The organism is Corynebacterium aurimucosum, from assembly GCF_030408555.1.
In the GTDB taxonomy this organism is placed as follows: Bacteria; Actinomycetota; Actinomycetes; order Mycobacteriales; family Mycobacteriaceae; genus Corynebacterium; species Corynebacterium aurimucosum.
In genome coordinates this window covers 2,059,516-2,079,002 of the sequence record NZ_CP047048.1, presented here as the reverse complement: position 1 = coordinate 2,079,002, position 19,487 = coordinate 2,059,516, and the positions used below count along the sequence as shown (strand labels likewise).

Annotated in this window: 17 protein-coding genes; 9 read left to right on the top strand and 8 right to left on the bottom strand. The window is 62.3% G+C overall.

What is annotated here, in order from left to right:
* Nucleotides 1-13: 13 nt before the first annotated feature.
* Genes CAURIM_RS09825 through CAURIM_RS09810 form a run of 4 tightly spaced genes read right to left on the bottom strand, consistent with a single transcriptional unit; the run spans nucleotide 14 to nucleotide 5,317 of the window.
* The gene (locus CAURIM_RS09825; protein ID WP_201829295.1) at nucleotides 14-994 is read right to left on the bottom strand and encodes an LLM class flavin-dependent oxidoreductase; all 981 of its coding nucleotides are present in this window, start codon (nucleotides 992-994) and stop codon (nucleotides 14-16) included.
* Nucleotides 995-997: 3 nt separating this feature from the next.
* Nucleotides 998-2,338: a branched-chain amino acid transport system II carrier protein gene (gene brnQ / locus CAURIM_RS09820; RefSeq protein ID WP_070446697.1), complete on the bottom strand. Its 1,341-nt coding sequence runs from the start codon at nucleotides 2,336-2,338 to the stop codon at nucleotides 998-1,000.
* Nucleotides 2,339-2,376: 38 nt separating this feature from the next.
* On the bottom strand, nucleotides 2,377-3,474 hold the full coding sequence (locus tag CAURIM_RS09815; protein WP_201829297.1) for a MalY/PatB family protein: 1,098 nt from the start codon (nucleotides 3,472-3,474) through the stop codon (nucleotides 2,377-2,379).
* 10 nt (nucleotides 3,475-3,484) lie between these two features.
* Nucleotides 3,485-5,317 carry an ABC transporter ATP-binding protein gene (locus CAURIM_RS09810; RefSeq protein WP_201829299.1) on the bottom strand — a complete coding sequence of 611 codons (1,833 nt, stop codon included), beginning with the start codon at nucleotides 5,315-5,317 and terminating at the stop codon, nucleotides 3,485-3,487.
* A 90-nt stretch (nucleotides 5,318-5,407) separates the two neighbouring features.
* On the opposite strand from CAURIM_RS09810, the gene CAURIM_RS09805 reads away from it, so the two are divergent.
* Nucleotides 5,408-5,944 carry a hypothetical protein gene (locus CAURIM_RS09805; RefSeq protein WP_070644571.1) on the top strand — a complete coding sequence of 179 codons (537 nt, stop codon included), beginning with the start codon at nucleotides 5,408-5,410 and terminating at the stop codon, nucleotides 5,942-5,944.
* Nucleotides 5,941-6,465 carry an isopentenyl-diphosphate Delta-isomerase gene (gene idi, locus CAURIM_RS09800; RefSeq protein ID WP_201829301.1) on the top strand — a complete coding sequence of 175 codons (525 nt, stop codon included), beginning with the start codon at nucleotides 5,941-5,943 and terminating at the stop codon, nucleotides 6,463-6,465. The genes CAURIM_RS09805 and idi overlap by 4 nt, the downstream gene beginning before the upstream one ends.
* A gap of 10 nt (nucleotides 6,466-6,475) precedes the next feature.
* On the opposite strand, the gene CAURIM_RS09795 is transcribed toward idi, so the two are convergent.
* Nucleotides 6,476-7,747: a carboxylesterase family protein gene (locus CAURIM_RS09795; protein WP_201829303.1), complete on the bottom strand. Its 1,272-nt coding sequence runs from the start codon at nucleotides 7,745-7,747 to the stop codon at nucleotides 6,476-6,478.
* Nucleotides 7,748-7,770: 23 nt separating this feature from the next.
* Here CAURIM_RS09795 and CAURIM_RS09790 point away from each other — a divergent pair, with 23 nt between their 5' ends.
* Complete coding sequence (locus CAURIM_RS09790; RefSeq protein ID WP_216381656.1) at nucleotides 7,771-7,935, top strand: hypothetical protein; 165 nt, start codon at nucleotides 7,771-7,773, stop codon at nucleotides 7,933-7,935.
* A complete protein-coding gene (locus CAURIM_RS09785) occupies nucleotides 7,922-8,077 on the top strand; it encodes a hypothetical protein (protein WP_168163674.1) in 156 nt (51 codons plus the stop codon). Before CAURIM_RS09790 ends, CAURIM_RS09785 begins: the two co-directional genes overlap by 14 nt.
* Nucleotides 8,078-8,089: 12 nt before the next feature.
* Here CAURIM_RS09785 and malQ read toward each other — a convergent pair whose 3' ends face one another.
* Complete coding sequence (gene malQ, locus CAURIM_RS09780) at nucleotides 8,090-10,189, bottom strand: 4-alpha-glucanotransferase (RefSeq protein ID WP_236659398.1); 2,100 nt, start codon at nucleotides 10,187-10,189, stop codon at nucleotides 8,090-8,092.
* A 93-nt stretch (nucleotides 10,190-10,282) separates the two neighbouring features.
* Here malQ and CAURIM_RS09775 point away from each other — a divergent pair, with 93 nt between their 5' ends.
* Both CAURIM_RS09775 and CAURIM_RS09770 read left to right on the top strand, forming a co-directional pair.
* The gene (locus tag CAURIM_RS09775; protein ID WP_070717403.1) at nucleotides 10,283-12,124 is read left to right on the top strand and encodes an AMP-dependent synthetase/ligase; all 1,842 of its coding nucleotides are present in this window, start codon (nucleotides 10,283-10,285) and stop codon (nucleotides 12,122-12,124) included.
* 125 nt (nucleotides 12,125-12,249) lie between these two features.
* The gene (locus tag CAURIM_RS09770) at nucleotides 12,250-12,930 is read left to right on the top strand and encodes a hypothetical protein (RefSeq protein ID WP_070710542.1); all 681 of its coding nucleotides are present in this window, start codon (nucleotides 12,250-12,252) and stop codon (nucleotides 12,928-12,930) included.
* A gap of 162 nt (nucleotides 12,931-13,092) precedes the next feature.
* Here the strand turns inward: CAURIM_RS09770 and CAURIM_RS09765 are convergent, their stop codons facing one another.
* Complete coding sequence (locus CAURIM_RS09765; RefSeq protein WP_070446688.1) at nucleotides 13,093-14,160, bottom strand: CNNM domain-containing protein; 1,068 nt, start codon at nucleotides 14,158-14,160, stop codon at nucleotides 13,093-13,095.
* Complete coding sequence (locus CAURIM_RS09760) at nucleotides 14,160-15,533, bottom strand: hemolysin family protein (protein ID WP_201829307.1); 1,374 nt, start codon at nucleotides 15,531-15,533, stop codon at nucleotides 14,160-14,162. Before CAURIM_RS09760 ends, CAURIM_RS09765 begins: the two co-directional genes overlap by 1 nt.
* A gap of 142 nt (nucleotides 15,534-15,675) precedes the next feature.
* Between CAURIM_RS09760 and hemW the strand changes: the two genes are divergently transcribed.
* From hemW to hrcA, 3 genes are all read left to right on the top strand, one after another.
* The gene (hemW, locus tag CAURIM_RS09755; protein WP_201829309.1) at nucleotides 15,676-16,824 is read left to right on the top strand and encodes a radical SAM family heme chaperone HemW; all 1,149 of its coding nucleotides are present in this window, start codon (nucleotides 15,676-15,678) and stop codon (nucleotides 16,822-16,824) included.
* Nucleotides 16,825-17,255: 431 nt separating this feature from the next.
* A complete protein-coding gene (locus CAURIM_RS09750; RefSeq protein ID WP_201829311.1) occupies nucleotides 17,256-18,428 on the top strand; it encodes an ATP-binding protein in 1,173 nt (390 codons plus the stop codon).
* Between the two features lie 10 nt (nucleotides 18,429-18,438).
* Nucleotides 18,439-19,473, top strand: a complete 1,035-nt coding sequence (hrcA, locus tag CAURIM_RS09745) for a heat-inducible transcriptional repressor HrcA (RefSeq protein ID WP_070525541.1) — start codon at nucleotides 18,439-18,441, stop codon at nucleotides 19,471-19,473.
* Nucleotides 19,474-19,487 lie beyond the last annotated feature (14 nt).

Genomic DNA, 19,487 nt, shown 5'->3' with positions numbered 1-19,487 from the left:
CCTGCGCGTACGCCTACATCTGCCACGCTTGTGCCAGGTTTGCCATATTACCCAACGCTGCCTTGTGGCTTGTGGATTGCAGGGAGATCATGAGCTCATCCGCCTGAGCCAACTTCTGGAAGTCGGTGAGGTACTCGCGCACGTGCTCTACATTTCCAACGGCGGAGTACTGCAGCATGCTGATGATCTGCTGGCCCTGAGGGGAGTCGATGATGCGGGCGACGTCGTCGTCGCTGAGCTGCCTGCCGCGGCTGACGAAAGCCTTCACGCGGCGGAAGCAGACCTTTTCGAATTCCTCCTCGGCGTCATCCCCCGCGGTGACGTTGACGCCGGCGATGACATAGGGCTCGGGGTGGGCCTCGGAAGGCTGGTAATTCTCGCGGTAATAAGCCGTGGCGGCTTCCAGATGCTGCGGGGCGAAGTGCGAGGCGAAGGCATAAGGCAGGCCATATTTGGCGGCCAGGGAGGCGCCGAAGAGCGAGGACCCCAGGATGTAGATCGGCACGTTGGTGCCGTGGCCGGGGATGGCCTTCACGCCGGGGATGAGAGATTTGCCGGAAAGGTAGCCCTGCAACTCCTTGACGTCCTCGGGGAAGCGCTCGGCGGCGTTTCTATCGCGGCGCAGGGCGCGGCCCAAGGTCTTCATATCGGTGCCGGGTGCGCGGCCCAGGCCCAAGTCGATGCGGCCGGGGTAGAGCTCGGCGAGGGTGCCGAATTGTTCAGCGATGACATAAGGCGCGTGGTTCGGCAGCATGATGCCGCCGGAGCCCAATCGGATGCGCTCGGTCTTCGCGCCAATGTGGGCGATGAGAACCGCCGGGGCGGAGGAGGAAATAGAGGGCATGTTGTGGTGCTCGGTGTACCACATGCGCTCAAAGCCCAAGGCCTCCGCTTGTTGCGCCAGCTCGACCGACCTGGCCATGGACTGGGAAGGAGATTCCCCCGGGTAGATGGTGCAGAAATCGAGGATGGATAGGGCGGCGCGGGGCGTCATGAACTACTCACTTTTCTTCGACGAGGATGTAGATACAACGTCGATGATAACGCCGATAGAAAATGCGAGGAGCGTGGGAACTACCCAGCCCAGGCCAACGTCTTGGCCAGGGGAGAAGCCAAGCGGGGCGCCGAAGGAGGTGGCGGCGGACCACAGGACGGAAACCCACAGCGCCAGTCGGAAGCCCCAGTAGAAGGTGACCCACTTCTTAACTGCTGGTTGCAGAAGCGTCAGCGCGATCAGGGAGATAGCCGGCGGGTACAAGAACACGATGAAGGGGACCGCGATGGCGAGCACCGTATCCAGGCCCTGGAAGGCGAAGGCGATGGACAGCGCGGTAAATAGGCAAGCCCAGAAGTGGTAGGTGGTCTTCGGCACGAGCAGGGCGAAGAACTCCGAGGTGGCGGAAATCAGGCCCACGGCGGTGGTCATGCATGCCAGGATGACGATGGCGGAGAAGACGGCCTGGCCGACGTTGCCCATGGTGAGATTGGAGGCGTCGGCAAGCAAGGCGGCGCCGGAATCATAGGAGGAACCATTCGGCATGGTTTGGCCGATCCACGCCAGGCCCAGGTAGATAGCGGCAAGCAGCGCGCCGGCGATGACGGCGGAAGTGATGGTTCCGCGCAGCAGCGCACGGTCAGTAGAGAAACCTTTGGAGCGCAGCGAAGTCACGATGACGATGGAGAATGCCAGGCCCGCGATGGCATCCATGGTGTTGTAGCCCTCGAAGAGGCCTGTGACGAAGGGCGCGGAGGCGTACTCCTCAGTCGGGGTGCCGGGAACGCGGGGGTTGGCCAGTGTGGCCAACGTAATGAGGGCGGCGAGCAGGATGACCAGCGCCGGGGTGAGGAACTTGCCCAAGGTGTCAATGATGTTGTTGGGGCGCCAGGCCAGGGCTAAAGCGATGAGGAAGAAGACGACGTTGAAGGCGCCGTTGGCAAAAGTTCCCTCCCAGCCGAGCAGCGGGGTAATCGCGGTTTCCATGGATACCGCGCCGGTACGCGGCAGGGCGTAAAACGCGCCGATGGCCAGGTAGGCGATGACGGAGAAGGCCACTCCGAAGATCTTGCCGCCGTGGTTTCCGATATCCCGCACGGACTGGCCGGAAATGGCCACCGCGATCACCGCCAAGACCGGCAGGGCTACGCCAGCGGCGAGGAAGCCCATGGTGGCCGGCCAGAAGTTGGTGCCGGAGGAGACACCGACCTCCGGCGGGAAGATGAGGTTGCCCGCTCCGAAGAACATGGAGAAGAGCATGAGGGAGGCAACGATGACGATGCCGATGGGGGAGCTCGTCTTCGAAGCGGACTGGGCGGGGGCCTGAACGTCATTAATGGACATTTTTCTAAGGATAATGCCCATGACATGAGATGTAAATTTTAGCTAAATGCTTTCTCCAGCCGGTCGAGTGCCTCTTCGAGCAGCTCACGGGAGGTTGCAAAATTAAGACGGGCATGATGCTCACCGCCCGTGCCGAAGGTGACACCCTCATTGAGGGCTACCTTGGCGTGCTCGCGCACCCAGGCCGCAGGCTTCGGGTTATCCCCAATGGCGGTCTCGCTAAAGTCCAACCACAGCAGGTAGGTGGCCTGCGGGTGGGAAGTCTTGAGGCCCGGAACGCGCTTGGGTAACTCCTCCACCAGCCAATCGCGGGTCTTCTTCAGGTACTCAATCTCCTCGTCAAGGAACTCCCCACCGTGGCGGTAGGCAGCCTCCGCAGCCAAGACACCGAGCGTGCCGGTGCCGTCCTTAGCCACGCCGGTCAGCGAGTTCCAGCGCTCGACATCCGCAGTATTGGAGAAGATCACCTGCGCGCACTTCAAGCCCGCGGTGTTCCACGCCTTGGACGTGGCGGTGACGGTAATAACGCGGTCGGACAAGGCGCCGAGCGGGATGTGGCGGCCTTCGTAGACGAGCGGGGCGTGGATCTCGTCGGAGAGGATGCGGGCATCGTATTTATCTGCCAGCTCCACGAGCCCCCGCAGCCAGTCCTCATCAAAGACAATGCCGAGCGGGTTATAGGGGTGGGAGAGCAGGATGGAGCCGGCGCCGGCCTTAAAGGCGCGCTCGATATCGTCGAGCTCCAGCGAGGTCTCAATCTTCTCGCGCCCGGCGGTCTCCGGCAGCTCCAGCAGCGGCGGGTAAGAGGGGACCGGCACGGCCACCGCGCCCTCGGTGAAGTACTGCACGCCGAGCAGCAGGCCGCGCACCACATCCCCGATCCAGAAGACGTGTTCTGGGCGCCAGCCATAACGCGCTTCATAGAAATCCGCTAGCGCCGCGTTGAGCTCAGAGGCCTTGGGTGCCGGGGTGTAGCCGAAGGACTCGGCGTCGACAGCCTCTTGGATGGCCTCCTTGACCGCCGGTGCGGTGAGGAAGTCTGATTCAGCGATCCACAGTGGAAGGATGTCCTCGTCATAGACGGTCCACTTGCGGGTGCCGCGGGCAGAGAGTTCTTTCAGGCTAGGGAAATGCATGCGTCCCACCTTACTCGTCGGTGGCTTGGACGAATCCGTATTTTTTCAACCGTTGGCGGTCGGCGGCGGAGGCGGATTGGGTCAGCCGCAGCAGCTCGGCGTAGATGCCGCCCGATTGCGCCAGCTCCGCTGGCGCGCCAATCTCGGAGATGCGGCCGCGGTCTAGGGTGATGATGGTGTCCACGTCCGCGATGGTGGACAGGCGGTGCGCGATGATGAGCGTGGTGCGGTTCTTCATGAGCTCGTCCAGACCGGCCTGCACGGCGCGCTCAGCCTTGGTGTCCAGCGCCGAGGTGGCCTCGTCGAGGACGAGGATGGGGGCGTCCTTCAGCATGGCGCGCGCCACGGCCACGCGCTGTTTCTGCCCGCCGGAGAGCTTGAGGCCGCGCTCGCCGATGACGGTGTCGTAGCCATCGGGGAATTCTTCGATGAAGCCGTGTGCATTGGCGCGCTTGGCGACGTCCACGATCTCCTCCATCGTGGCGCCCGGCTTGCCATAAGCGATGTTTTCCCGAATGGTGCCGGAGAAAAGATAGGACTCCTGGAAGACCACGCCGACTGAAGCGCGCAGGCGCTCCGCGGTGAGCTCCGCGGCGTCGTGGCCCAGTACCGTCAGCTTTCCCTCCGTGGGTTGGTAGAGGCCTAACAGTAGGTTGACCAGGGTGGACTTGCCGCCGCCGGACTCGCCGACGAGCGCGACCTTGTGGCCTTCTTGGGCGGCGAAGGTGATGTCGGCGACGACCGGCTTATCCGATTCATAGGAGAAGGACACGTCCTCGAAGGCGAAGACCGGGCCTTCTGCGGGGCGCAGCGGCTTGGCCGGGGTGAGGTCGAGCTCCGGCACGTCGGAGGTTTCAGCGGCGTCGACCAGCTGCGGGTTGACCGTGGGCTCCGGGATTTCCTCCATGACCTTGAAGTAGTCCTTGGAGCCGGCGATGGCGCGCTGGCTGACATCCACGATCCAGCTCATCATGAACACCGGCTGCTTGGCCATGTTCACCAGCTGCAGGAGCATGACCATGTCACCGATGGAGAAGTGGCCCTCCAAGGTGCGCCAGAAGATTAGGCCATAGATGCCCAAGAAGATCAGCGCCATGGCCGCGCCGCGCGCGGTGTCCATGGAATGCCACCAGCGCGACTGCGGCTTCGTGGTATCCACCACCGTGCGGTAATGCGAACCGAAGGAAGCCAGCTCACGGGCCTCGGCGACAAAGGACTTGGTTACCTTCACCTGTCCGATGACCTCCGCGAAGCGCCCATTGGCCACGTCGATGTTCTCGTTCTTAATGGCCTCAAACTTTTGCCAGCGCTCCGAGGTCAGCGCGGTGAGCCACATATAGATGGGGAAGAGCGCAGCCAGCAGGATGGCCAGCGGCCAGTAGTACACCGCGGTGATGACTAGCACCGCCGCGGCCTGGATGAGCATGACGAAGAAGTTATTGGAGAAGGACTGCAGGAATTGCGTGATATTCGCAATCGAGCGGTCCAAGCGCGCAATGATGGTGCCGGTAACCTGGTTGTCGTAATAACCTTGCGGCACGGAGAGCAGCTTGGCAAAGTAGCGCGTCGAAAGAATCTGGCGCAGGCGTGCGACCATCACATCGCCGATATAGCCGCCGATATTCTTCACCACGTTGCCCAGCGCGTCCGCCACAAAGAGTGCTACGACCCACCACAGAATGGTGCGCAGTGGTCCGCCTGCGACGACGGTATCGGTGGCTTCGCGGAGGATGAAAGGTGTCAGCAGCGACAGAATCGCGGTGACTGACGCGGTGATAAGGACGCCAAGATAGAAAGGCCACAGAGCGGAGGCGCTGCGGACGATGCGGAGAATAGAGTTCATCGCCGGCCGATGTTACGCCCTTAATAGGAATATCCAACCCGTCGACTAAGGTAGGGGAGAAACCGAAATCGTGATGGAAAAGGATCCGCGGTGAAGAAATACCTCCCCCTAGCGTGCGCCCCGCTGTGCCTGGCTGCCTTGTCAGGCTGCAGTATCCTCCAGCCGCCGGACGTGGGCCCGCAGGACAACATCGTGGTCTCCAGTTCGGAGCCGCCGACCTTTGAGGCCAAGGACGTGGACGCTCACGAGGTCACCTCCGACTTGGCAGCCCCCGTTAAGGACGAGGGCCTCAACGTGGAATTTGAGCTGCAGGGCCTGTACTCCGGCGGTGGCGGAACGGTGCTGACTGTGAAGATTCACAACCTCAACGAGGTGCCGATGCCTGTCGACGCCCTCCCGGAACCCACCCTCGAGCGTGCCGACGGCAACGGCGGCTGGGCCACCGTGGATTCGATTGATGTTGACCCCGCTGTCCACCCGGATGTGGCCGCGCCGGGCCTGGATCACCCGCTGGGCGCCGGTGCGTCCACCAACCTTCAATATGTCTATAACGTTGCCCCAGGCAACCTCTGGAACGCGCGCTTTAGCATTGGCAACGTGCGCTATGTAGGAGACCTCAATCTATGACGGAACTCGTCGTTCTAGCTTCGCCGGAGGGCACACCCGCCGGCACCGCTGACAAGGCCGCCGTACATACCGCGGATACCTCGCTCCATTTCGCCTTTTCTGCGTGGGTGGTGCGCGATGGCCAGCTGCTGCTGACCCGCCGCGCCCTGTCCAAGCTGACCTGGCCTGGCGTGTGGACCAATTCCTTCTGCGGGCACCCGGGCCCGGATGAGGAGACTGCCGCCGCCGTCGTGCGCCGCGGCCGCTTCGAGCTTGGCCTGAGCGGCACGCCGCGTTTGGTGCTCCCGGACTTTGCTTACCGTGCCGTGGATTCTTCTGGCGTGGTGGAGAATGAAATCTGCCCGGTCTATCTCTTCGAAACTGAAGATGATCCGGCGCCCAACCCCGACGAAGTCGATTCCTTCGCGTGGGCGCCAGTGCGCGATGTGCTCGCCGCCGTCGACGCCACGCCGTTTGCCTTTAGCCCGTGGATGGTGGAGGAACTGACCCACGAACCGCTGCGCGCGGCCCTCTTGGCTTAATGCCCCTGGATCAGAGCAGGCTGCCATCCTGGGCGAAGGCCGCCGAAATATAATCCAAGCTGGCGTAGGCCACGCGGTTCTCGTCGTTATCCAGGTTGTATTCCCAGATAGCGTGCTCGGGGCGGTAGGCCTCGAAGCCGGGCTCGCCGGTGCGCACAAAATCTTGTAGCCACTGGGCCAGAGGCGTTCTGCCGAAGAGCGGGCGCAGCTCCTCGCAGTGCAGGGCTGGGCCCGAGGAACGGATGAACTCCACCATCCAGGTCTTACCCGGTGCCTTCTCCGCTACCTCTGCAGCCCAGCGGCGGATGATGGCATCACCCACCATCCGGCCCATTGGGCGCTCCTTGTCCATGTGCTGCGCCACCTGATACCAAGGTTGGAAACCATTGCGGGGAAAGCCAAAGCGCGGCGCCGCATAGCGCAGGATGAGGCCGCGGAACGGGGAGCGGTCAATCTTCCGTGTGGCCGGGATGTTGTAGAACTCGTCGCGGGTACTGCCGAGGATGAGGGGGACGTCGGCAAGCTGCCCACACTCCAGGGGCGTGGGGCCCAGCGCCATATCGAGGCTGTACTTCTTGCGGAACTTGGCGTAGCCGGCGGCAAGCTCCTCTTGGCTCATCGCCGCAAGCGAGGAACGCGTGATGGGCTTCTTCATCACCTGACGCAGGGTGGCACTGCGCTCCTCGAAGGTCTCCCGCGGGAAGCCCGGGGAGAGCGCTAGTGCTCGGCGAAAGGCCCCGCGGTAGTGGTCCCGCCGACACAGCCACAGCACGGCGTTGGCGCCGGCGGACTGGCCCAAGATGGTGACGTTGGTGGGATCCCCGCCGAAGGCCTCGATATTGCGCTGGATCCATTCCAAGCCCAGCTGCAGGTCCTCGATGGCGCGGTAGCGGTCGGGCTCATCATCACGGAAACGGGCAAGCCCCGGCAGGCCCACGCGGTAGCCCAGCTGCACGTGGACGATGCCTGCCTGTGCGGTGGGCGTGCCCTCTGCACGGGGATCCTCGTGGGAGCCGTGCTCGTAGCGGCCGCCGTGGATATAGACCAACGTGGGCGCCAGTGACGTGGTGCGGCTGCCGGGTGCGGGGGCGGTGATGGTGAGCGCGACCTTCTCTGGGTGCGGGGTGCGTGCATCCTGGTCACGGGGCGGGGCAGGTTCGGGGTTCTCGAAATCCCCCGGGATATGGGAGTACTCGATGGAGTGAAAGTGGGCCACGTCCTCATCGAGGTAGCCGGTGATGGTGCCCGCGGGGCAGGTGACGTCGAAAGGTGCACTGCTCATGGTGAACAGGCTACCCTGAGGGCATGGAATGGCTCGTGCAGGCGCCAGTGTGGGCGCAAATGGCGGTGCTTGCCGTCACCGCAGTGCCGGCCGCAACCGTGATGGGGTGGGGGTTGATGTGGGCCATCGACCGCGTGTACACACTCGTGGAGGGGCGGACTAGGATAAATGACCATGACTCCCGATGATCACCGCGAAGGCCTGTGGGACCCCGAGCGCTCACAGCCTTCTCACCGCAAGCGCGCACTACCCAAATCCCGAGTGAGCGTGACCCTCTGGTTGATGATCACGCTCATCGTCGTGGTGGCCATCGTCGGCGTCGTCCTTTAGAGGGACGACGCTTTAGCGTTGGGTGCCCGGACGTTGGGCGGCCTGGGCGAGGCGCTGGTAGAGCTCCTGCTTCGGTAGATCTTCCAAGAGCACCGGCTTGCCGGCGGTATCGCACAGCGGGATGCACCAGTTCGGGTACTGATCTTTCGTCGTGCCCGGCTGGTTCTGTGCGCGCACGTCACCGACCATGTCCACCACGTTGGTGACCGTCAGCGCCGAGGGAGTTCCCGCAACATAACGATGCAGGGCGACGAGCACGTCCTCTTCGCTCTCGCGGTTCTCCAACATGCCATAGGCCTGCAGATTATCCTTGACCTTTTCTTGCCAGGCGCGGTCCTCGGCTACTTCTTCCGCCACGGGGCGGGTCAAAAGGCCTAGGCGGGCACGCAGCTCGATGTGGTCGCCGCGCAGGTAGGCGAGCGTCGGCGGCAGATCGTGCGTGCCCACCGAGGACATCGCCATGTGGCGATATTGGTCCTGCGGGCGCGGGGTGGGACCGTCCTCGGCGTGCTCAAACCAGATGATCGTGGTGCCCAGCACGCCCATATCGCGCAAGGCGTTTTGGACCCACGGTTCCAGGGTGCCCAGGTCCTCGCCCACGAGGACCGCACCGGCGCGCTCAGCCTCGAGTGCGAGGATGCCGAGCATGGCCTCCCAGTCATAGGTCACGTAGGTACCGTTGAGCGGGGTGGACTGGCGCGGGATCCAATACAGGCGGAACAGGCCCAGCACGTGGTCGACGCGCAGGCCACCAGCATTGCCCAGCATTGTGCGCAGCAAATCACGCCATGGCTCGTAGCCGGCTTCCGCCAGGCGGACCGGGTGCCACGGTGGCTGGGACCAGTCCTGGCCCTGCTGGTTATAGTCATCCGGCGGGGCGCCCACCGAGCATTGCGGGGCGAGGTATTCCGCCAGATTCACGGCATCGGCACCAGCGGGGTGGATACCTACGGCCATATCGGTGATGAGGCCGATGCTCATGCCGGCCTCGAGCGCGCGGCGCTGGGCGGCATCCAGCTGCTCATCGCAGAGGAATTGCAGCCACGAGTAGAACTCGGCTAAGTCGTTGACGTCGAGGCTCAGCGCGTGGCGGCGTCCACTGTGGCGCGAAAGCTCAGTCTCTGCACACCACAGCGCGAAGTTGCGCAGGCCGCGGCCCTCGCGGCGCTGGTACTCGCTGAAGGCGGTGCGGCGCTCTGGGGTCATCCCCTTGCTGAAGAGCTCCTGCAGGACCTGCAGCTTGGCTTCGAAGATGGAATCACGGTCGATCTCTTCGGCAGACCGGTTGCGCTCGCGGAACTCGGCGGCGAGTTCGGCGACGTCTTCCTGAAGCTCCGGGCTGAGCTGTTTCAGCTCCGGAATATCCTCGATGCGGATATAGATCGGGTTGATGAAACGCCGAGTGGTGGGCAGGTAAGGCGAATCCTCCACTGGCGGGATCGGCTCGCCCGCGTGCAGCGGGTTAATAAGGAGGAAGTCATAATCCGGTGCCAAGGTCTCCGCCAATTCGGCGAGGTCACCGAAGTCACCCATGCCCCAGGACTTCTCGGAGCGCACCGAATACAGCTGCGCCATCGCGCCCGCCGCGGGGCGGTCAAGGTAGCGATCCGCAGTGCTGAGGTGATTGGGCACCACGATGAGCGGGCACTCGTGCTCACCGATGCCGGGCGAGGACAAGCGCAGCTTGTGGAAACCTAAGGGCAGGTCCCCGGGGACGTGGAAGCTGGCTTCGCCCCACATGGTTCCGGCGACGTCGGCAGCCGGGGCGTCGTTCGGATCCTGGTAGGTCGGCCGAGTCTCGCCGTTCTCCAGCTCGATGGTCACGGTGACGGGGTCGCCGTCGTGGACGTGGACGGCAAAGGACTTTTCGGCGCCTTCGCGGGCCACCACGCAGGGCGGCAGCGGGCGGGAGGCGCGTTCGAGGTAGTCCTCGAACAAGACCTGGGTTAGCTCTTCATCGTCCGGACGGTCGGAGATAGAGACGCCGAGTGCGCGCAGCGTATAGGTAATTGTCTCCTCGCTGACGTACACGGGCTGTCCGTTCTGGGCGGTGTACTCGCAGGCCACGCCGTGGCGTTGGGCAAGTTCTTGAAGCAGATCACGGGTAGTCACGTCCCCCAATTGTGCCACGCCCTTCCTGCGCGTGGGAGAAATCCGGTTGGTAGAGTGGGCTGGAATTTAATTTTTGTGGGAAAGGACACAACTGTGACTTTGAATGAAGCGCATACGAAGGCGGAGTTCGAGATCAAGGACGGCGAAACCTGCCTTACCGCGATGATGGCTACGGCGCACGCCCGCCCACATGGCGTGCTGTTTACCCGCCCCGCGAACTATGAGTGGGTCAACGTGACCGCTAAAGAATTCGTGGAGGAGGTCTACGCGGTGGCCAAGGGGCTCATTGCTTTCGGCGTGGAGCAGGGCGACCGCGTAGCCCTTATCTCTACCACCCGCTATGAGTGGTCCCTGCTGGACTACGCCATCTGGGCGGCCGGTGCTATCTCCGTTCCGGTGTACCCCTCTTCGTCGATGTCCCAAGTCCAGTGGATTATCGAGGATTCCGGTGCCATCCTCGCCATCACGGAAACCCGCGAGCACTCCGAGCTGGTCAAGCACCTGAAGCTGCAAGAGGATGGCACCCCACAGTTGCACGGCTCTCCTTCCCAGCTGCGCCGCATCCTAGAGATCAACTCTTCCGCCATCGATACGCTGAAGTTCGAGGGGCGCGATGTCAGTGACGATACCGTCGACCAGCGCATCGAGGCCACGGGCACCGATGACGTCGCCTCGTTGGTCTACACCTCCGGCACTACCGGGCGCCCCAAGGGCTGTATGCTGACCCACCGCAACTGGCTCGCGGAAGCTCGCGGCCTGCTGACCAACCCCATTGGCGCCATCGCCGTGCCGGGTTCCCACGTTCTGACCTTCCTGCCCTTGGCACACGTCTTTAGCCGCGCGGTGTCGCTGGCGGTCACCATCGGCGGTGCCTCCCAGAACCACTGGTCCGACTTCAGTACCATCACCATCGAATTCGCGCGCTCCCGCCCGAACCTGATCCTGGGCGTGCCGCGCGTCTTTGAGAAGGTACGCAACGGCGCTTCCGCCAAGGCTCACGGTTCTTCTGCAGTCAAGGGCGCCATTTTCGATCGCGCGGAGAAGGTCGCTATCGAGTACTCGAAGGCGCTGGATACTCCGGAGGGGCCTAACCGTGTCCTTAAGGCCAAGCACAAGGCTTTTGACAAGCTGGTCTACTCCGCCATCCGTCAAGCCATGGGCGGCGACGTTAAATATTGCATCTCCGGTGGTTCGGCCATCTCGCAGGATCTGCTGCACTGGTACCGCGGCATCGGCGTGACCATCTATGAGGGCTATGGCTTGACGGAAACCGCCGCGGCCGCCGCCGTCGACTTTGTCGATCAATCCATCGGTACCGTTGGTCCACCACTGGGTGGAACGACGATGCGCATTAACGACGACGGCGAGATCATGATCAAGGGCGATATCGTCTTTAAGGGCTACTGGCAGAACGAGGAAGCCACCGAGAACGCCCTGCAGGACGGTTGGTACAACACCGGCGACCTGGGTGAGATTGATGAGGATGGCAAGCTCGTCATCACTGGCCGCAAGAAGGATCTCATCGTCACCGCTGGCGGCAAGAACGTCTCTCCTGGCCCGATGGAAGATATCCTGCGCTCCCACCCGCTGATTTCCCAAGCCATGGTGGTCGGTGACGGCAAGCCGTTCGTCGGCGTGTTGCTCACCCTGGATGAGGATGCGCTCAAGCGCTGGAAGGCCGATCACAACATCTCCGCGACCAAGGGAATGCGCGAAGTAGCGGCTGATCCGGCGCTGCGCGCGGATATCCAGGACGCCATTAACCAGGTCAACGCCACCGTTTCCCACGCGGAGGGTATTAAGAAGTTCGTCATCCTCGACCAGGACCTCACCGAGGAAAGTAACGAGCTCACCCCCACGATGAAGGTCAAGCGCTATGTCGTGGCGCAGCGCTACGCAGCGGATATCGAGCGCCTCTACGCCGGCAAGAAATAAGGCTGGATGGAGTCTGTGAATTCCTTCGGAGTGTCGCGCAGCCGAATGGGTGGATCTCTAATAGAGTCAGCGGGGTCAGAAAAACTCTAAACCTCAACTAGAGGTTCTCACGGAAAGGGCAGCCTATGCACAAGATCGCAGCCGAGCTGCGCCACCGTGAGCTGACCCAAGAAATCTATAACATCGGCGACGAAGTCGTTGACTACATCGAGCACCTCATCGAGGCCATCGAGGACTGGGACGATGAACTCGCCCTCGACTGCCTAGCCGAACTGGGGGATATCGTCGAAGACGCCCGCGTGGATTCTGGGCGTTGTGTCGGCGAGCTCATCGGCCTGCGCCACGCGCTGGTCTCCGGCCTGAAGTCCGGCACCATCTCCGCTGCCTCCTCCGGTGACAATGATGTGGAGGAGCCGAAGCAGCTTACCGCCCGCGCGTTGGCTGAGGGCTTGCCCATCTCCGGCCCGCCCGTTGTGGTCTCGGAGCTGGCGGAAACCCTGCGTGGCCGCACCGCCGCGGTGGCCGCCTACCTGCGCGAGCTGGTCGAGTACGTGCTGGCGCAAACCGACGCCGTGGCCCGCAACCTCGATGTGGTCTCCCTGCCGAATCTGTACAAGCGCGCGGGTGAATCCTCGCTCATCGCCGTGCAGGCTTGGCGTCACACCGTCGTTGAGGCGCACCCCGCCTTCGTGCGCACCATGCGCGGGCATAACCCGCCGCCCTTCTTGGAGGAGCGTGCGCGTATCGACGCCGTCGTTGCCCGTGTGCGCGCCAAGCGCCAGAAGAAGGCCGCCACGACCGCATAGTCGCCGCATCACAGACTTCCTTGTTGCCAACACACAAGGATTACCTAAGAAGAGCGCCGCCGAGATTCCCTCTCTCGGCGGCGCTCTTCGCTGCTAGTGTGGCACGAATAATTTTGCGTGCCACCGCCTAGCTTCGTGTGCCAGGGGCTTAGCGCGTACGCGCTAAGCCCCTGGGTTCTTGGTGGCCGGCGCGGCCTGGTCCAACTGCTCCGTAATCTGCGGCCACAGCTGGCCCATGATGTCATCCCAGGTGAGGATCCACACGGTCTTGTCCTTGGTGGGCTTGCCCACCATGACGAGCTGCTCGTTGCGGGCGCGCATCTGGTCCAGCGTCTTCTGCACGGTGGAGGATGAGCCCACCGCCAGTGCGGGGCGGGAGAAATCCAGCACCGGAGTTTCCGGGTCCGCGAGCAAGGTATCGCGCACGTGAACGATGCGCGGGATGCGCGAAGTACGCGGGTAGACCAGCACACGCATGATGGACTTGCGCACCACGAGGTCATGAAGCTCAGCCACGGTGGCATCGGAGGATAGCGGCAGGATTTCCGAGCCGTGTTCGCGGGCCAACTGGGCCGCAGTGGCGGCTTCCAGTTCGATGACGCCGGTGATCTGGTTGGCGGAGTCATCGTCAAGCGTGCCCGTCAGGCGCGAGTGCTCGACCAAGTGGCGAAGGGTCTCCGCGTCATAGCCGGCCGCACCAGCGCGGTCGACAGGTTCCTCGCCGGTCATCGTCACCAGCTTGTTGGCCATCTTGTTGATCCAGAGCAGCAGCGGACGGAAGAGCCAAATGAAGCCGCGGGCAGGCACCGCGATGAGCTGAAGGGCGGTCTCCGGGTGGGCGATGGCCCAGGACTTCGGCGCCATCTCACCAATGACCAGGTGCAGGAAGGTCACCACGAAAAGGGCCAGCAGGAAGGAAATGACGTCAGCAACGCCCAGCGGCAGGCCAAGGGCCTCCAGTGGGGTCATAAGCAGGTGATGGACCCAAGGTTTGGTCACCGCACCGAGGACGAAGGTCGCTGCGGTAATGCCCAGCTGGGCGCCGGCCAGCATGACGGTCAGCTCATTCAGCGAGCGTAGGCCCGCACGCGAAGCCGCCGAGGATTCCGCAGTCTCCTCCAAGCGGTTGCGGCGCGCCCCCATGAGGGAAAACTCGATGACCACGAAGAACGCGGAAGCAGCGATGATGAGAATAGTGATAAGGAGGTTAAACCACCAGGTATCAGTCATTAGTCATCCTCTCCTTCCGGGAATTCCTCTACCAGCTCGAGTGCCAGGACGGAGGGCACGTGGCGGTCGATTTCCTCGACGCGCACGTTGAGCGTGCGGATGGGGGCTTCGTCACCATCGACCCAATCTTCCGGTTCAGCCTCGAGCTCGATGGAGAGCTTTTCACCCTCGTCCGGCAACGTCCCGGAATGCGCGATGAGCAGACCGGCGACGGTTTCGAAATCGCCCTCCGGCAGGTCGTGGCCAATGGCGCGCTCGACCTCGTCGATGGGGGTGTCACCGTCGACGATCCAGTGCGTCTCGTCCTGCTCGGTGATTTCCTCGGTCTCTTCGAGGTCGTGCTCGTCGGTGACATCGCCGAGGATTTCCTCGGCCAAGTCCTCCATGGTCACGATCCCGACGAAGCCGCCGTATTCGTCGATGACGCAGGCGAGTTTCTCGTCGGCGTCACGAAGCTCCGTGACGACGTCGGGAAGCGGCATGAGCTCCGGCACCACCACGGGTTCCTTCATGATTTCCCGGGCCGGGGTGGCCAGGGGCAGCTGACTGCCCAGCACGTCGTAGAGGTGCGCCACGCCGATGGGATTGTGCTCATCGTCGATGATGGGGTAGCGGGTGTGGTTCTCCGACATCATCTCGCGCACCTCACCAATGGTGGTCTCCGGCTCGATGACATCCACGCGCGAGCGCGGAATCATGGCGTGTTCCACGTCGTGCTCGGGGAAGTCGAGGAGACGGTCGAGGACCAGGTAGGTGTCCTCATCCAAGTCGCCGGCCTCGTGGGAGGCATCCACGATGGACTCCAGGTCATCGGTGGTGGCCGAAGAATCGACATCCTCCACCGGCTCGATACCGAAGACCTTGAGAAGGGCATTGGAGGAATACTCGAAGAAGTGGACGAGCCAGCCGAAGATCTTGAGGTACCACATCGTGGATGCGGACAACCACAGCGCTGACTTCATGGGTGCGGCGATGGTGTAGTTCTTCGGGAAGAGCTCGGCGAAGAGCATCGTGAGAACCGTCGACACCGCCAGCGCGGTCACCGTGCCGATGGCGACAGACACACCCGTGGGCACGCCCACGCCGCCGAGCAGCTGGCCCAGGCCTTGGCCCACGAGGGGCTCTGCCACATAACCAATGAGCAGGCCCGTAATCGTGATACCCAGCTGCGCGCCGGAGAGCATGAAGGAAGTCTTTTGGGTGATCTTTAAGGCGCGCTCCGCGGACTTATCCCCCGTCGCGGCGCGCTGGCGCAGCTGCGTGCGGTCCACCGACATGAAGGCGAATTCCTGCGCCACGAAGTAGGCGTTGGCCACGATAATGAGAGCGATGACGGCGAAACCCGCCACAATCATCAGGATGGCAGATAACACGGCTTACCCCACCGCCTTAAGACGGCGGCGGGGACATCGACTCGGAGGTTCCACTTAAAAGAGGCCTTTCTTCATTAATCGGGGTGGCAAATCTGCACTATAGACTACCGCTTTAACGGCGCTGTCGGATACTTTGTTCCCCATGGATCCCTTTGGTCTCTACATTCACGTCCCCTTCTGTGCCTCCCGCTGCGGTTACTGCGACTTCAACACCTATACCCCGGGTGAGCTGGGAGGGGATTTGACCAGCGATTATCTAAGTGCTTTGGAGAAAGAGCTGGAGATGGCGGCGGCGCAGGTGGGCCGCGAAGCCGAGACTGTTTTTATCGGTGGCGGCACGCCGAGTCTGCTGGGTGCTGAGGGCCTGGGCCGTGTCTTGTCGAAGGTCCGCGATACCTTTGGCCTCGCCCCGGGCGCGGAGGTCACCACGGAATCCAACCCGGAATCCACTTCGCCGGAGTACTTCGCCGGGCTTCTCGACGCCGGCTTCACCCGTCTCTCCCTGGGCATGCAATCCGCCTCGCCGGGGGTGCTCGCCGTGTTGGAGCGAGCCCACACGCCGGGCCGCGCCTTCGATGCCGCGCGCGAAGCCATCGCTGCGGGCTTTGAGCACGTCAACCTCGACATGATTTATGGCACGCCGACTGAAGAAGATGCCGACGTTGCCCTGACCTTGGAGCGCGCCCTGGAGACCGGGGTGGACCACATCAGCGCATACTCGCTCATCGTGGAGGATGGCACGCGTATGGCCCGCAAGGTGTCCAAGGGTCTCCTGCCCGCACCGGATGAGGACGTGCTGGCCCGGCGCTATGAGATGATCTCCTCCACGCTCGAGGCCGAAGGTTTTGAGTGGTATGAGGTGTCCAACTGGGCCAAGCCGGGCGGGGAGTGTCAGCACAACCGCATTTACTGGGTGGACGGCAACTGGTGGGGTGCGGGCCCGGGCGCGCATTCGCACTTAGGCAACGAGCGCTTCTATAACGTGAAGAACCCGCGGACCTACATCAAGGCGGTAGGTGAGGGCGAGTTGCCCATCAAGGAGCGCGAGCAGCTCTCGGAGGCTGACCGTCATACCGAGCGCATCATGCTGGGACTGCGCCTGCGCGAGGGCATTCCTGCGTCCTGGCTCGCGCCGGCGGCTGAGCCCGTGGCCGCGCGTTTTATCGAGCGCGGCCTGCTCGAGCGCGCCGGTGACCGCCTTCGCGTGACCAAGGCAGGCCGCCTGCTCGCGGATGGCATTATTACGGACCTCCTCGTCGCTGAAGACACCGCCCAAAACACCGCCCGCTAGCGGCTTGCCCCGCCGGCGGGCCGACCTCCGAGTCCGCATCAGCTGGCTCATTAGCGGCCGTACCCTGATCGTGGCCTGCCCTGCCTTCTGCACATGGTTCCAGTGGAAAGGCTCCGGTCGGAAGGTTCGTTTGGGGGTAAGCAAACCTTCCTTAGGCTGCTAGAAGGTTCGTTTGGGGGCAGGTAAACCGTATGACCTGAGCCATCTGAGTAGAACCATCTGTGTGATGCAACCGCGAAGCCGCGAAGAAGTGGCCAAGCCTTGGCCTTTCGATACCGAGGAGACATAGTGACTTAAAGTTAGCCCCGCTGGGAATTTGTTAGTTTTTCTCCTTTCGTCGGAAAGTTTGATAGCGGCGTTAGTCGGTGTTAGTTTCTTTCTCTACGTCGAGAAACCTGTTAGTCGCTCTCGATATTGCTAGTATTAGTGGCATGGATGATGCCTTAAACCCCTACACTCCTGGCTCGGGCATCGCGCCGACAGTTCTTACTGGGCGCGAGAGAGACCTTCATGCGTTTGACAATCTTGTCAAACGCGTCCAGAACGGATTGCTTGGCCGTCCAATGCTGCTCGTTGGCTTGCGTGGAGTGGGTAAGACCGTGCTGCTCAACCAATTAAAAAGGAAGGCTGACCAAGCCGACTGGCTAACGATTAAGTTTGAGGCTTCGCAGGGGGCACGTGGACGAGAAGGAGCACGCCGTGCTCTAGCACAAGGTTTAGCCAAGGCCTCTTTGCGTTACCGAACGAAAGCCAAGGTATCTGAGGGTTTTAACTTTATTGCTGCGGCCGTAAAATCCTTTTCGCTCTCGGTAGGACAAAGCATTATTGACCTTGGAGTTGAAGTAGGAGACATTCCTCCGGCAACAGGAAACCTTGAGCTTGATCTGCACGATGTGATCGAGGCCATCACTACGACGCTCCTTAAGGAGGATAAAGCTTTAGGAATCTTCATCGACGAAATGCAAGACCTCGATGAAGAGCTGCTCGAAGCGCTCATTTCTGCACAACATGAAGCAGGGCAGCTGGGCTTGCCTTTTTACATTATTGGTGCTGGGCTTCCGAGTCTGCCAGGGATTCTGGCGGAGTCCCGCTCTTATGCAGAGCGAATGTTCGAGGTGCACCAAATTGGCAGGCTCGAAATGTATGCCGCACTTGCCGCCTTCCGTGAACCTGCGCGGACACAGAATGTGGAATTTGACGATGAAGCAGTTGAATATCTAGCAAATGTATCGGGGCAGTATCCGTATTTCATCCAGGAATTTGGTGCACAAATGTGGCGCACTGCGCGAACTTCACCTATGGATTCCGATGCAGCTCGACGCGCCGCGCGGCTTGGAATTGAGCAGTTGGACCGCGGGTTTTTCCAAGCCAGGTGGGATCGCGCTACTCCAGCTGAGCGGGACTACTTGACCGCGATGGCGAAGGTTGGCGGAGTGGAAATCTCGAGCAAGGACATCGCGGACATCTTAGGTAAAGACACGAAGAAATTGGGTCCTGTGCGAGCCAAGCTCATTAGTAAAGGGTTGATCTATGCTCCAGAACACGGCAGGGTGAGCTACACTGTGCCAAATTTTGACGACTTCATCGCCCGCCAGGACGGATAGCCTTAAAGACATGTCTAGCTCCACCGATGCCCGCCGCCAAGAGGTCCTGCGCGCCATCGTCGCGGACTACATCGCCTCGCAATCGCCCGTCGGCTCCAAGGCCCTGCTCGAGCGCTACCAGCTGGGCGTGTCCTCGGCGACGATTCGCAATGACATGGCCGTGCTCGAAGCCGAAGGCCTCATCGCCCAAGAGCACGCCAGCTCCGGGCGCGTGCCCACGCAGAAGGGCTACCGCCAGTTCGTCGATACGCTGCACGATGTTAAGCCGCTTTCCAAGGCCGAGCGCCGCGCCATGCTCACCTTCCTCGAGGGCGGCGTGGATTTGGAAGACGTGCTGCGCCGCTCTGTCCAGCTGTTGGCCCAGGTAACTAAGCAAGCGGCCGTCGTGCAGATGCCTAACCTCAAGGTCTCCCGCGTGAAGCACTGCGAGGTCGTGGCACTCTCACCGGTGCGTCTGCTCTTGGTGTTGATTACGGATAATGGGCGCGTCGATCAGCGCAATGTGGAGCTCGATGATGTCATCGACCCCGAGCAGACCCACCGCCTGCGCGATATCCTCAACACCGCCCTGGAGGGCAAGACGCTCACGGAAGCCTCGGTGGAGCTGGCCGCGCTTGTCGACGACTCCCCGGCCGATATCCGCCCCCACCTCCTCAAGGCGGCGACGACGCTGATTGAGACCCTCGTGGAGCAGCCCTCCGATCGCCTGATCATGGCGGGTACGTCCAATCTCACCCGCGTGGCCCTGACCGAGGGTTTGCCCTCTATCATCGAAGCTCTTGAAGAGCAGGTCGTGGTGCTGAAATTGCTGGCCCGCGTGCCAGACTTGGGCAACGTATCAGTCTCCATTGGTGAGGAAAATGAAGCCGATGAGCTGCGCCAAACCTCCGTCGTGGCCACGCGCTATGGATTCGGCACCGGCTCGGAGGCTGCAGCACTCGGCGGGCTTGGTGTGGTGGGGCCGACATATATGGATTATTCGGGAACAATCTCCAAGGTCTCTGCCGTTGCACGCTATGTGAGTGAAATTTTGGCGGGCGAGTAAGCTGGCCCGTCGGA